This window comes from Roseovarius sp., from assembly GCF_030373445.1.
Lineage (GTDB): Bacteria > Pseudomonadota > Alphaproteobacteria > Rhodobacterales > Rhodobacteraceae > Roseovarius.
Map to the genome: position 1 here is coordinate 322,636 of NZ_JAUCYU010000002.1, position 12,590 is coordinate 335,225.

Annotated in this window: 15 protein-coding genes; 7 read left to right on the forward strand and 8 right to left on the reverse strand. The window is 66.0% G+C overall.

Going from position 1 to position 12,590, the window contains the following annotated elements:
* The first annotated feature begins 3 nt into the window (after positions 1-3).
* Genes QUV18_RS05070 through QUV18_RS05090 form a run of 5 tightly spaced genes read left to right on the forward strand, consistent with a single transcriptional unit; the run spans position 4 to position 3,286 of the window.
* Entirely contained in the window at positions 4-741 is a 738-nt protein-coding gene (locus QUV18_RS05070) for a heme ABC transporter permease (RefSeq protein ID WP_300892348.1), read from the forward strand.
* Positions 738-896, forward strand: a complete 159-nt coding sequence (ccmD, locus tag QUV18_RS05075) for a heme exporter protein CcmD (RefSeq protein WP_300892349.1) — start codon at positions 738-740, stop codon at positions 894-896. The genes QUV18_RS05070 and ccmD overlap by 4 nt, the downstream gene beginning before the upstream one ends.
* Positions 889-1,434: a DsbE family thiol:disulfide interchange protein gene (locus QUV18_RS05080; RefSeq protein ID WP_300892350.1), complete on the forward strand. Its 546-nt coding sequence runs from the start codon at positions 889-891 to the stop codon at positions 1,432-1,434. Before ccmD ends, QUV18_RS05080 begins: the two co-directional genes overlap by 8 nt.
* Positions 1,431-2,528: an ABC transporter ATP-binding protein gene (locus QUV18_RS05085; protein WP_300892351.1), complete on the forward strand. Its 1,098-nt coding sequence runs from the start codon at positions 1,431-1,433 to the stop codon at positions 2,526-2,528. Before QUV18_RS05080 ends, QUV18_RS05085 begins: the two co-directional genes overlap by 4 nt.
* A complete protein-coding gene (locus QUV18_RS05090) occupies positions 2,525-3,286 on the forward strand; it encodes an SDR family NAD(P)-dependent oxidoreductase (protein WP_300892352.1) in 762 nt (253 codons plus the stop codon). The genes QUV18_RS05085 and QUV18_RS05090 overlap by 4 nt, the downstream gene beginning before the upstream one ends.
* A gap of 164 nt (positions 3,287-3,450) precedes the next feature.
* Here the strand turns inward: QUV18_RS05090 and QUV18_RS05095 are convergent, their stop codons facing one another.
* From QUV18_RS05095 to purB, 4 genes are all read right to left on the reverse strand, one after another.
* Positions 3,451-4,530: a FliG C-terminal domain-containing protein gene (locus QUV18_RS05095; protein ID WP_300892353.1), complete on the reverse strand. Its 1,080-nt coding sequence runs from the start codon at positions 4,528-4,530 to the stop codon at positions 3,451-3,453.
* A gap of 110 nt (positions 4,531-4,640) precedes the next feature.
* Complete coding sequence (locus tag QUV18_RS05100) at positions 4,641-4,799, reverse strand: chitin-binding domain-containing protein (RefSeq protein ID WP_300892354.1); 159 nt, start codon at positions 4,797-4,799, stop codon at positions 4,641-4,643.
* A gap of 75 nt (positions 4,800-4,874) precedes the next feature.
* A complete protein-coding gene (locus QUV18_RS05105) occupies positions 4,875-5,408 on the reverse strand; it encodes a tetratricopeptide repeat protein (RefSeq protein ID WP_300892355.1) in 534 nt (177 codons plus the stop codon).
* 90 nt (positions 5,409-5,498) lie between these two features.
* A complete protein-coding gene (gene purB / locus QUV18_RS05110) occupies positions 5,499-6,806 on the reverse strand; it encodes an adenylosuccinate lyase (protein WP_300892356.1) in 1,308 nt (435 codons plus the stop codon).
* 82 nt (positions 6,807-6,888) lie between these two features.
* On the opposite strand from purB, the gene QUV18_RS05115 reads away from it, so the two are divergent.
* Together QUV18_RS05115 and QUV18_RS05120 are read left to right on the forward strand one after the other, a co-directional pair.
* The gene (locus QUV18_RS05115; RefSeq protein ID WP_300892357.1) at positions 6,889-7,302 is read left to right on the forward strand and encodes a DUF6314 family protein; all 414 of its coding nucleotides are present in this window, start codon (positions 6,889-6,891) and stop codon (positions 7,300-7,302) included.
* 199 nt (positions 7,303-7,501) lie between these two features.
* On the forward strand, positions 7,502-8,248 hold the full coding sequence (locus QUV18_RS05120; protein WP_300892358.1) for a DUF3445 domain-containing protein: 747 nt from the start codon (positions 7,502-7,504) through the stop codon (positions 8,246-8,248).
* On the opposite strand, the gene QUV18_RS05125 is transcribed toward QUV18_RS05120, so the two are convergent.
* The 4 genes from QUV18_RS05125 to glnA all read right to left on the reverse strand — a co-directional run bounded on the left by QUV18_RS05125 (position 8,236) and on the right by glnA (position 12,584).
* Positions 8,236-9,021, reverse strand: coding sequence for a hypothetical protein (locus QUV18_RS05125; protein ID WP_300892359.1), 786 nt, complete (start codon positions 9,019-9,021; stop codon positions 8,236-8,238). The two genes, QUV18_RS05120 and QUV18_RS05125, sit on opposite strands and share 13 nt — an antisense overlap.
* Before the next feature lie 153 nt (positions 9,022-9,174).
* A complete protein-coding gene (locus QUV18_RS05130; protein WP_300892360.1) occupies positions 9,175-9,984 on the reverse strand; it encodes a lytic transglycosylase domain-containing protein in 810 nt (269 codons plus the stop codon).
* Between the two features lie 79 nt (positions 9,985-10,063).
* On the reverse strand, positions 10,064-10,963 hold the full coding sequence (locus tag QUV18_RS05135; protein ID WP_300892361.1) for a hypothetical protein: 900 nt from the start codon (positions 10,961-10,963) through the stop codon (positions 10,064-10,066).
* Between the two features lie 214 nt (positions 10,964-11,177).
* Complete coding sequence (gene glnA, locus QUV18_RS05140) at positions 11,178-12,584, reverse strand: type I glutamate--ammonia ligase (protein WP_300892362.1); 1,407 nt, start codon at positions 12,582-12,584, stop codon at positions 11,178-11,180.
* Positions 12,585-12,590: the final 6 nt, after the last annotated feature.

Below are 12,590 nucleotides of genomic sequence, written 5' to 3' on the forward strand. Positions count from 1 at the left end.
GTGATGAATCTCAACCGGCTCTGGGAATATGCCAACCCGAAGAAGTTCATCGAGACCACCGACAGGGTGCTGCCCGCGGTCTCGGTGCTGGCGGTGCTGTGCCTTGTGGTCGGGTTGGCCTGGGGGTTCTTCTTCACGCCGGACGACTACCGGCAGGGCTCGACCGTGAAGATCATCTACATCCACGTGCCGAGCGCCCTGATGGCGATCAACGCGTGGCTGATGATGCTGGTCACTTCGCTGGTATGGATCGTGCGGCGGCATCATGTGAGCGCGCTGGCGGCCCGTGCGGCGGCGCCGGTGGGCATGGTGATGACGGTGATCGCGCTACTGACCGGGGCGATCTGGGGCCAGCCGATGTGGGGGACGTGGTGGGCGTGGGACCCGCGGCTGACCTCGTTCCTGATCCTGTTCCTGTTCTACCTTGGCTATATCGCCCTGTGGGAGGCGATCGAGAACGATGACACGGCGGCCGACCTGACCTCGATCCTGTGTCTCGTGGGTTCTGTCTTTGCGCTGCTGAGCCGGTATGCGGTGAATTTCTGGAACCAGGGTCTGCACCAGGGGGCGTCGCTCAGCCTCGACAAGGAGGAGAACGTGGCGGACGTGTTCTATTATCCGCTGCTGGTGGCCATCGCGGGGTTCGTGCTGTTGTTCGTGGCGCTGGTGTTGTTGCGGACGCGGACGGAAATTCGCGCCCGGCGGATGCGAGCCCTGCTGGCGAGGGAGCGGATGGGATGATGCCAGACCTCGGGAAATATGCCGAGACGGTGCTGTCGGCCTACGCGGTGTCGCTGGTGCTGATCGTGGTGCTTGTGCTGCTCAGCCTGCGCCGTGGGCACAAGGTGAAGGCGCAGTTGGAAGCTGTTGAAAAGAAAGTCAGAAAGAATGGCTAAGGTGTCGCCCCTGATGCTTGCGCCGCCGGTGATCTTCGCCGCGCTGGCCGCGCTCTTCTATTTCGGGATGCAGCGGGAAAACCCCGACGACCTGCCCTCGACCTTCATCGGGCGGGAGGCGCCGCCGGTGCCGGAGGGCAGGCTGGAAGGGCGGAAGAACTTCTCCGATGTCGACCTGCGCGAGGGCCAGGTGACGGTGGTGAACTTCTGGGCGAGCTGGTGCCCGCCCTGCCGGGCCGAGCACCCGACGCTGCACCGTTTGGCCGAGGAAGGGATCCAGCTTTACGGCATCAATTTCAAGGATGAGACGGCACAGGCGAACGGCTATCTCGACGATGACGGCAACCCTTTCCTTGGCATCGCCTACGATCCGAAAGGGCGCACGGCGATCGACTGGGGGGTCACGGCGCCGCCGGAAACCTTCATCATCGGGGGCGACGGCACCGTGCTTTACAAGTTCATCGGGCCCTTGGTGGGCAGCGATTACGAGCAGCGGTTCCGCCCCGAACTGGAAAAGGCGCTGGAGGCCGCGCGGTGAACGCTCCGGCCCCAAGACTCGAGGCCAGGCACCTAGTGCGGCGCTATGGCGGGCGCGTGGTGGTCGACGACGTGTCGCTGCACGTGGAGCCGGGGCAAGTGACCTGCCTGCTGGGCCCCTCGGGCTGTGGCAAGTCGACGACGTTGCGGATGATCGCCGGGGTCGAGATGCAGGATTCGGGCGAGATCCACGTTGATGGCAAGCTGATCTGCGACACGGTGTTCCGGGTGCCGCCGGAGCGGCGGAATATCGGGCTGATGTTCCAGGATTTCGCGCTTTTTCCGCACCTTAAGGTCGGCGAGAACGTGGCGTTCGGGCTGTCGGGCGACAAGGCCGCGATGGCGCGGCGGGTGGGCGAGCTGTTGGAACGGGTGGGGCTGGCGGATTACGAGGCCGCCTATCCGCACGAGCTGTCGGGGGGTGAGCAGCAGCGCGTGGCGCTGGCGCGGGCGCTGGCGCCGGGGCCGTCGATCATGCTGATGGACGAGCCGTTTTCCGGCCTCGACAACCGGCTGCGCGACGGTATCCGGGACGAGACGCTGGAGATCTTGCGGGAGCAGGACACCGCCGTTCTGCTGGTCACGCACGAGCCGGAAGAGGCGATGCGCATGGCCGACAACATCGCGCTGATGCGCGACGGGCGGATCGTGCAGGAGGGGGCGCCCTACAATATTTACAACGCCCCGGCCGACCGGGACGCGGTGGCTTTCTTCAGCGATATCAACGTGATCCGGGGCAAGGTTGAAGGGTCCCTGGTGCAGACGCCGTTCGGCCAGTTCCTGGCACCCGGCGCACATGAAGGCCACGAGGTCGAAATCGTCATCCGGCCACAGCACGTGAAGATCGACTTCGACCGCAGCGGGCGCGGCCCGGACCCGACCATCGAGTATGGCACGCCGGCAAGGGCGGTGGTCAAGCGGGCGCGGTTCATGGGGTCGGAGAGCCTTGTGGAGTTCCGGATGGACCATGACGGCTCGGTCTTCCGGGTGACGGTGCCGAACGTCTTCCTGCCCGCGGCGGGCAAGGTGATGTGGCTGATGATCCGGCGGGACAAATGTTTCCTGTTCCCGGTGAAGAAGGAGCGATCGGCATGACGCTGGCAGGCAAGAGGGCGCTGGTGACCGGCGGCGCGGGCGGGGTCGGCGTGGCCTGCGCCAGGGCGCTGGTGGAGGCCGGCGCCGAGGTCGTGATCGCGGACGCCACGCAAGCGGCCTGCGATGCCGCGCTGGAACGTCTCCCGGGCGGCGTGCGGGCCGTGGTTTTCGATGTAAGTGACCGGAACGCTTGCGAAAAAGCCTTTGCCGATCAGGCGGAGGCGGGGGGTGTGGATATCCTCGTGACCTCGGCGGCGATCGTGAAGGCGGCGCCGATCCTCGAGTTCGACCCGGAGGACTGGGCGCGGATCCTGGATGTCAATCTGACCGGGACGTTCCATTGCTGTCAGCTTGCGGGGCGGCAGATGGTGGAGAAGGGCTGGGGCCGGATCGTGACCATCAGCTCGGTCAACGGGCAGATCGCCAATGCGGGGCGGGGGGCCTATTCCTGTACCAAGGGCGGGGTCGACATGCTGACGCGGCTGCTGGCGGCGGAGCTGGGCGACAAGGGGGTCACGGCCAATGCGGTGGCGCCGATTCCGGTGGATACGCCGATGATATTGAACGTGCATGGGCCAAAGGACAGGGCGGCGTGGTATGCGCAGACGCCGAACCCGCGCTATGCCAGGCCGGAGGAGGTGGCATCGGCGGTGTGCTACCTAGCGTCGGAGGAGGCGGGGTTCGTCAACGGGCATATCCTCAATGTCGACGGGGGGTTCATGGCGGCGGGGGTGTTGCCGGGGCGGTCGACGTCTTAAGTGATTGATTAACGGCGGTTTCGGCCGAAAACGGCGTGTCGGTATCGCGTCGGTATTACGTCGGTATTTCGTCGGTGTTTCTGGCCGAAAGGGCGGTTTTGGCCGTGTGTTAACGCACCGGGCGTTGCGCGTGGGGTCGGGTGGGAGGTGGGTTGGCACCCACCCTACGGGTCATCTTCGGGCACGAGGAGGGTGATCTCGCCCGAGGCTTCGAGGGTGCGGATGGTGTTGATGACGGCGGTCATCGCGGCCTCGCCATCCCTGGCCGAGACGGTGCCCTGTTCCTCGATCTCGTCGCGCAGCGCGTCGCCCATGCGTTTCGACAGGCTGTCGAGAAGGAAATTGGCGGCCTGCACGAGATCCTCGTCATCGGAGGCCAGCGCGGCGGCCAGCGCCGGGGCAAGATCCTGGCGGGGCATGTCGCGGGTGATGGCGGGCACGTCACGAGGGTTGATCCGGTCGGGGATGTTGGCGAAGGTGAAGATCGCCTTGCGCACGAGGCGGGCGAAGTCGGTGTCGGTTTCCTCGAGCCCGGTGAGCACGTCGTCGCGGGTGGCGGCCTGCGAGTAGTTGAGGATGGCGCCGACCCGTTCCACCGGGCCGTTCTCAAAAGCGGTGGGCGGCACCTCGTGCAGCTGGGCGGCGAGAGACAGGCCGATCCGGTCGACGGCGTCGGGGGTTGCGGCCTCGGTCTGCGAGACGGCGTAGGTAATGCGTCGAGCCACGGGACCGGGCAGGCGGCCCAGAAGCTCGGCCGCGCGGGTGACGTCGAGCTTGGAGAGCAGTATCGCCGCAACTTCGGTGCTTTCGGCCTGCAGGATTTTCAGAAGATGTTCGGCCCCGGCGTTGCAAACCTGCTGCCAGGGGTCGCCGAACTGGCGCACGCCGGCCTCCTTCCGGAGGCGGGCGGCGGTCTGGGCGCTGATCCGGCCGTCGAGGGCGGAGAGGGCGCCGGCGACGCCACGGGGGAAGGTGAGGCCCATCGCCTCCAGCTCCTCGGAGAACTCGGAGACGACGTCGGTGAGCGTGGTGCGGTCGACATAGCGCATCGAGCCCATCTGGGTGGTGAGCTCGGCCTGCAACCCCTCGGGCAGGTCGGTGAGCGGCACGTCTGCCCCTTCATTGAGCAGGAACCGCACGATGATGGCAGCTTTCTGCCGACGGGTCAGCCGCGCGGCGGCAGAGCCGGCGCCCGAACCGGGGCCAGAGGGCAGGGCGAGGCGCGCAAGGTCGGTGGAGGACATACCGATTCCCGGACTGGTGACGGCGCGACACTAGGCCGGGAAGGTGAAGAAAGGTCTAAGGCAAAACAGGCGGCCAGAGGCCGCCCGTTTCATTCGGATATCGGCACGGCCTAGCTGGTCGTCGGCACGCAGGACTTGGAGTCGGAGTCATAGGTGGTGCCTTCGGCACAGGTCATGGCCTGCTGTTCGTGGTAGGTGCAGCCGGCATAGGCCGAGACGGCCGATGCGAGGGTGAGGGCGGCGGCTGTCAGAATGGTCTTCACTTGCATGGTGTACCTCTCCTGTTCGAATGGGTGGATCATAACATAGAACGCCCTGCCGTGGGGTCACATTTTGCGATGGGCCTAGTAGCTGTACGTCACACCGGTCATGATCGCCTGCCGAAGCGAGGTTTCGGACCATGTGCCGCTGCCCCCGTGTGCCGCTATTTCGAGCAGTTGATGCCTGGCGCCGACGAGGTCGCCGGTTTCGACGAGGGCCTGCCCCATGTAGGAGCGGGCGGCGATGTTGCCGGGGTTCTTTGCCAAAACGGCCCTGTAGAAGGCCATGCCTTCGTTCATGTCGCCCAGCTTGCGGGTGGTGAAGCCCCAGTAGGTAAGCACGCGGTCCTCGGACTGGTCGGACATGGCCGAGAGGGCGGCCTGGGCATTCCGGTGCTGGCCGGCATAGGCAAACTCCCGGACCGCGCCGAAGAGCGTGTCGTCATCCAGGGCGCCGCTTTGCGGATTCACGCAGCGCCCGGTGCGCTTGTCCCAGACCTGGCCGTTGGTGCAGGTCTGGGTGGTGGGGGACGGCTTCGGCGGGTCGTCGTCAAACCGGTCCTTGGCGATGGCAAGGCCGGGAACCGTGAGTGCGGCAATGAGAACGGCGCGAAGCATGGTGACCCCCTGTGATCGGTTTTGCCCCCAGATACGCAGCCGCCTGTGAAACAGTTGCAAAATACCCGGGCCGATCACGGGGTTGTGACGTCAGCTTTCGCCGAAGACGCGGCGGAAGATCGTGTCGACATGCTTGGTGTGGTAGTCCATGTCGAATTTTTCCTCGATCTGCTCGGGGCTCAGGGCGGCGCAGACTTCGGCGTCGGCGAGGAGCTCTTCCTTGAAGTCGGTGCGGTGTTCCCAAACCTTGAGCGCGTTGCGCTGGACCATGGCGTAGGCGTCTTCGCGGCTGACGCCCGCTTGCGTCAGGGCCAGCAGGACGCGTTGGGACATGACGAGCCCGGGGAACTTGTTCATGTTCTCGAGCATGTTTTCCGGGAAGATGATCATCTTGTCGACCACGCCCGTGAGGCGAGCCAGCGCAAAGTCGAGGGTGACGGTGGCGTCGGGCCCGATCATGCGCTCGACCGAGGAATGCGAGATGTCGCGCTCGTGCCAGAGGGCCACGTTTTCCATCGCCGGGATGACCGACATGCGCACGAGGCGGGCGAGGCCGGTGAGGTTTTCCGTCAGGACCGGGTTCTTCTTGTGCGGCATGGCCGAGGAGCCCTTCTGGCCCATCGAGAAGAACTCGGCGCCTTCCAGAACCTCGGTGCGCTGCATGTGGCGGATCTCGATCGCGACGTTCTCGACCGAGGAGGCGATGACGCCGAGGGTGGCGAAGAAGGCGGCGTGGCGGTCGCGGGGGATGACCTGCGTGCTTATCGGCTCGGGCTTGAGGCCGAGCTTGGCGCAGACGTGCTCCTCGACCGCAGGGTCGATATTGGCGAAGGTGCCGACGGCGCCGGAGATGGCGCCGGTGGCGACCTCCTCGCGGGCGGTGCGCAGGCGGGTGAGGTTGCGCTCCATCTCGGCGTAGAAGCGGGCGAAGGTGAGGCCCATGGTGGTGGGCTCGGCATGGATGCCGTGGGAGCGGCCGACGCGGAGGGTCATCTTGTGCTCGAAGGCGCGGCGCTTGAGGGCGGCCAGCAGGCCTTCGAGGTCGGCGATGAGGATGTCGGCGGCGCGGGTGAGCTGGATGTTGAAGCAGGTATCCAGAACGTCCGAGGAGGTCATGCCCTGGTGGACGAAGCGGGCCTCGTCGGAGCCCACATGTTCGGCGAGGTGGGTGAGGAAGGCGATGACGTCGTGCTTGGTGACGGCCTCGATCTCGTCGATGCGGGCGACGTCGAACTCGACATCGTTGGCTTTCCAGACGGCCTCGGCATTTTCCCGCGGGATGACGCCCAGATCGGCCATCGCGTCACAGGCATGGGACTCGATCTCGTACCAGATGCGGAACTTGGTGGCGGGGTCCCAGATCTGGACCATGTCGGGGCGGGAATAGCGGGGAATCATGCTGGGCGGTTTTCCGGTTTGAATGGGCTGTCGCGGGGGGTTTAGACTTATGCGCGCTGAGCAGCAAGGCGGGAGCGGGCGAGTGCGACTTGGGCTGATGGATTTCGAGGGCGTGTGGCAGGTGGTGCGGCGGATCGAGAATGCCGCGGGGCCCGATGCGCGGTTCGAGGGGGTGGCGCGGTTCGCGCGGGACGGCGAGGGGCTGACCTATGCCGAGGCGGGGGAGTTGCGGCTGGAGGGGCAGGCGCCGATCCGGGGGGAGCGGCGGTACCTGTGGCGGGAGGAGGGGGACGGGAGGATCGCGGTGTTCTTCGATGACGGGCGCGATTTTCACCGGTTCGATCCGGGGGCGGAGGCGCCGGGGGACCGGCATCACTGCGCGCCGGATGTGTATGACGTGGCCTATGATTTCAGCGGCTGGCCGGAATGGGAGAGCCGCTGGCGGGTGGCGGGGCCGCGGAAGGATTACGCGATGGTGTCGCGGTATCGGCGGTGAGGGGTGTGAAAATCTTCCGGGCCGGGGGATCGCGCCATGATCTGGACACAGTGTTCCGGCAGGGTGGAGGTCAGCCCGATGGAATGTTGCGTCCGACGGCCAGGCAGAGAAGTTTCAACTCGGAGCGGTACAGCGATGCTGTGCCGCTTCCTTTCGTTTTGCGGATGCGGGCCGCCGCGGGGCTGGGTAGGGTTTCGGCATGACCGAGATTCTGCAGACCCGCACGCCCCATGACGTGACCGCGCCCAAGCCCCTGCCGGGGGTGGCGCCGCTGGAGGTGGCCGAGTGGCTGCTGGTGGACGAGGCGTTCGCGGCGCAGATGGCGGAGCGGGAGAGGTTGCTGGCAGAGCGGCGGGACGAGGTGCTGGCGGTCACGGAGGCGGGGCAGGGTGCGGCGGCGGAGTTGTTGGAGCACGTGCTGGGCTGGCTGGCCGAGTATGGGACGGCCTACGAGGCGTCGGGGACGCAGGTGCTCCGGCCCGACGGGGTGACGGTGACGGTCGACCGGGGCGACCCGATGGGCACGCTGGGGCGGCTGGTGCAGGAGGACCTGTGCCTGCTGGAGAAGCAGGGCGACGAGCACGTGCTGACGGCGGCGGTGCTGTGTTTCCCGGCGAGCTGGCGGCTGGCGGAGAAGATCGGGCGGCCGCTGACGGATATCCACGTGCCGGTGCCGGCCTATGACGACGGCATCGCGCGGCGGGTGCAGCGGCTTTTCGACGGGGTCAGGGTGGGGCGGCCGCTGTGGCGGTTCAACGTGCTGAGCTATGCCGATGCGGAGCTTTTCCAGCCGGTGCGGCGCGCGGCGCCCGGGACGCCGGACGACGCGGCGGCCTATCCGTTTCTGCGGTCAGAGCGGCAATGCGTGCTGCGCCTGCCGGAAACGCGGGCCTGCGTCTTCTCGATCCATTCCTACGTGCTGCGGAAGGCCGGTCAGACGGCCTGAGCCGCCATCGGGAAGACGTCGCGCAGCATGGTGTAGGCGAACATCGCCGCCCCGAGCGCCGGCACGTAGAGGCAGAGCGACAGCGCGAGCGTGTGGATCGTCAGCCGCAGGGGCTTGGTGGGCTCGGCGCGGGTCAGGAGCATCTGGCCCAGGTCGTTGGTGAAGGACCGGGCGCGGGTTTCGGCGCGGTTGTCGCTGGCGCGGCGCGAGGTGCTCTCGGCGCGGAAGCCGGCGGTGCCGCCCATCCAGGGCGGGGGCATCGTGCTGTCGGTCTCGGCGTCGAAATCCGGTTCCGCCGCGTGCCGGAACCGGTCATCGCGAGGGGACTGGCTGTCGCCGGCCATGTCCTGCGTGTTCATCCGCAGCAGGTCGAATGTCTTGTCGACGAGATCGGCGCTGATCGGCTGGCGCGCGTCGCCGTGCAGGACGGCGGTCGAGGGCAGGAAATCCTGCGTGCGCTCGACGATGCGGTCGGCGAGGAAGCGGAAGGAATTAGGGTCGACCCGGACCTCTTCGCCTTTCAATGGGGTGCCGACGGCGATGACGAGGTGCCAGGACTGGCCCTCCTTCCGCGCCGGGAGCCATCCGAGGGCCACGCGCACGTTGTCGCGGTCGATGATGGCAATGTCGTCGCAATCCCAGGTCAGCGAGCGGGTGCGCGAATCGACCATCTGGAAGGCGATGTCGAATTCCTCGACGATGTCCGCGAAACCGATACCCGGCTTGCGGCTGAACTCCATCGCCACGATCGAACCGAAGGTCTGACTTTCCATAGCACCAATGCCTTTGTTGCCCTGTTAAGCCAATGTTAAGCACGCAAATCGGTTTGGAGTTGGGACAGATTGTGGCTGTTTCTTGTTGAAGGAAATTTTTCTTCACAGGCGGATCACGGTGCAAGCCCCTGATCCGCCACGGGTTTCGCCCTGTCAGCCCCCGTCGATCCGGGCGGCCATGATGGCGATGGCCTTCTGGTAGACGCCGGCGGCGTTCCAGGCCTCGATCACGCGGAAATTCGGCTCGCCCGGCTGGTAGCCAAGGCCGGGGCGCCAGCCTTTCTGGCGCAGGAAGTTCGCGGTCGAGGCCAGCGCGTCGGCCTGGCTGTAGAAATCGACGCGGCCGTTGCGGTCGGCATCGACGCCGTAGGCGAGCGCGTTGCCGGGCAGGAACTGGGTATGGCCCAGCTCTCCATGCATGGCGCCCTTGGTCTGGCCGGTGATGGAGCCCATGTCGACCAGCTTGAGCGCGCCGATGGCGTGGGGGACGAAGAAGGCCGAGCGGCGGCAGTCATAGGCGAGGGTGGTGATGGCCGAGACGACCTCGGCATCGCCCATGAACCCGCCGAAGCCGGTTTCCATGCCGTGGATGGCGATCAGAACCCCGGCCGGCACCCCGTAGGAGCGTTCGAGCGCGTCGTAGAAGGCGGCGTTGCGCGCCTTGCGTTGACGGCCCTGCGAGATGATCGTGGACGAGCCGCGCACCTGCATGAACTTCTCGAGCGTGTAGCCGAAGCTTTTCTGGTTGCGGTCGGCGGCGATGGTGCGGTTGGCGTAGCGGGTGGCGGCCAGCGCCTGAAGCCCGCGCTGGCCGACGCCGGCGCGCTGTGCCTCGCCGGCGAAGGCGGCTTTCCACGCCTCGAACCCGGCGGAAGTGTTGCCGCATTGCGCCGCGTTCGCGGATTGTCCTGAGAAAAGTGTGAGACTGCCTAGAAGGGCGAGGGCCGTCGCAAGCCGGGTCATGGGTATGCCTCCGTATGAAAATATCGAAGGAAGTCTAACCCGGCGCGACGGCCCTAGGAAGCGTGTTGATGCGCGGATATCAGCCGATGAAACCTTGCAGCGCCGTCATCGCGTGGGCGGTGGTGCCGAAGGTCTGGAAGCCGATGAACGTGCCGGTCAGCGCCGCGGTCTGCGAGGCGAGGCGCAGGTTCTCGCCCTTGGCGCAGTTGAGCACCAGCAGCATGACCCCCAGCGGCAGCGCGAAGAGCGCCACGGCGAAGGAGAGCATCCAGGCCGAAAGCCGCAGGGGCGCGGCGCGGACGATATCCTCCTTGTCGCGGGCCACCTTTTCGGCCGCGGCCTCGGAGGCGAGAACATCGGGGTCGACCCAGTTCTCGGTGAAGACCTTGCGCAGCCGGTCGGGCGAGGCGGCGTGGTCGAAGATCGCCGGGTCCTGGCTGGTGATGCGGCGCTGGAGGAGGTCGTTGGTTTCCTCGATGTCCGGCAGGGACCTGGCGCAGGTCACGCGGCGGGGGGTGATTCTTGCCGACGGCTTCGTGACGGCCGGGGCGAGGCCCGTGGCGCGGGCGAAATCGGCGGCGGTGAGGACGACATCGGTGTCGATCCACTTGACGAAATCCGGCGTCAGTTCCGTGAACAGCTTCTGCAGCACCCGGGCGATGGCGGAATCGCGCGAGAAGGTCGATGTGCGCCGCTCGTCCTTGCTGGCCATGGCGACGGCCAGGTAGGTCGGCACCGGCGCGGGCAGGGCGGCGTGCGTGACGTCGTCCTGGAGGGTGAGGTACAGCTCGAGCTGCTCGGTGGTGACCAGCGCCCGGTTGCCGGACAGGATATGCGAGCCGAGGACCCGGTGCCCCAGCGCCTCGAAGCTGCCAACGGCGTGGTTGGCGATATCGGTGATGTCGAGCGAGCGGTAGCGGGTGAACGCCAGCCCTGCGGTTGCCCATGTGTTGCCTGTCGTCATGATCAGCCCGTTCATGCATTCTTTGGTTTTCATTGGCGATCACACTGGCCCCGAAAGGCGGAGGCAGTTTGTTGCAAATGTGGAACTAATGGGGCATTTCGCCCGGCCATTGATGAGCCGCCCTCGCGCGCGGGCGCAAGGGCGGGCGCAAGAACGGCCAGCAAATCATTGACGGAAAAAAGAAAAGGCGCCCCGCGGGGCGCCTTTCCGAATTGCGGTGAAAGCCGGCTCAGCAGCTGTAGTACATCTGGAATTCGACCGGGTGCGGCGTGTGCTCGTACATCTCGATCTCTTCCATCTTCAGCGCGATATAGCCGTCGATCTGGTCCTTGGTGAAGACGTCGCCGGCCAGAAGGAAGGCGTGATCCGCGGCCAGCGCGTCGATCGCTTCGCGCAGGCTTCCGCAGACGGTGGGGATGCCTTCGAGCTCTTCGGCGGGCAGGTCGTAGAGGTTCTTGTCCATCGCCTCGCCCGGATCGATCTTGTTCTTGATCCCGTCGAGACCGGCCATCAGCAGGGCCGAGAAGGCCAGGTAGGGGTTGGCCGACGGGTCGGGGAAGCGGGCCTCGACGCGCTTGGCTTTCGGGCTTTCCGTCCACGGGATCCGGACGCAGCCCGAGCGGTTGCGGGCCGAGTAGGCGCGCAGAACGGGGGCTTCGAAGCCCGGGATCAGCCGCTTGTAGCTGTTGGTCGACGGGTTGGTGAAGGCGTTCAGCGTCTTGGCGTGCTTGAGAATGCCGCCGATGAAGTAGAGCGCTTCCTGGCTCAGGTCGGCATACTTGTCGCCGGCGAAGAGCGGCTTGCCGTCTTTCCAGATCGACATGTTGACGTGCATCCCGGTGCCGTTGTCGCCCGCGATGGGCTTGGGCATGAAAGTTGCCGTCTTGCCGTAGGCCTGGGCGACGTTATGGATGACGTACTTGTATTTCTGCAGCTCGTCGCCCTGCTTGGTGAGCGTGCCGAAGATCAGGCCGAGCTCGTGTTGGCAGGAGGCCACCTCGTGGTGGTGCTTGTCGACCTTCATGCCGAGGCGTTTCATGGTCGAGAGCATTTCCGAGCGGATGTCTTGGGCATCGTCGGTGGGGTTCACCGGGAAGTAGCCGCCCTTGACGCCGGGACGGTGGCCCATGTTGCCCATCTCGTACTCGGTGTCGGTGTTCCACGAGGCGTCGAGCGCGTCGACCTCGTAGCCGACCTTGTTGATCGAGTTCGAGAAGCGGACGTCGTCGAACAGGAAGAACTCGGCTTCCGGGCCGAAGAAGGCACTGTCGCCGATGCCCGACGATTTCAGGTAGGCCTCGGCCTTCTCGGCGGTGCCGCGCGGGTCACGCTCGTAGGGTTCGCCGGTGTCGGGTTCGACGACCGAGCAATGCACGCAGACGGTCTTCTCGGCATAGAACGGGTCGATATAGGCCGAGTCGGTGTCGGGCATGAGTTTCATGTCGGACGCTTCGATCGATTTCCAGCCGGCGATGGACGAGCCGTCGAACATGAAGCCTTCCTCGAGGAAGTCCTCGTCGACCTGGTCGCTCAGCACGGTGACGTGCTGAAGCTTGCCGCGCGGGTCGGTGAAGCGGATGTCGACATACTCGACGTCCTCGTCCTTGATCAGTTTGAGCAGATCGCTTGCGCTCATGGTTAC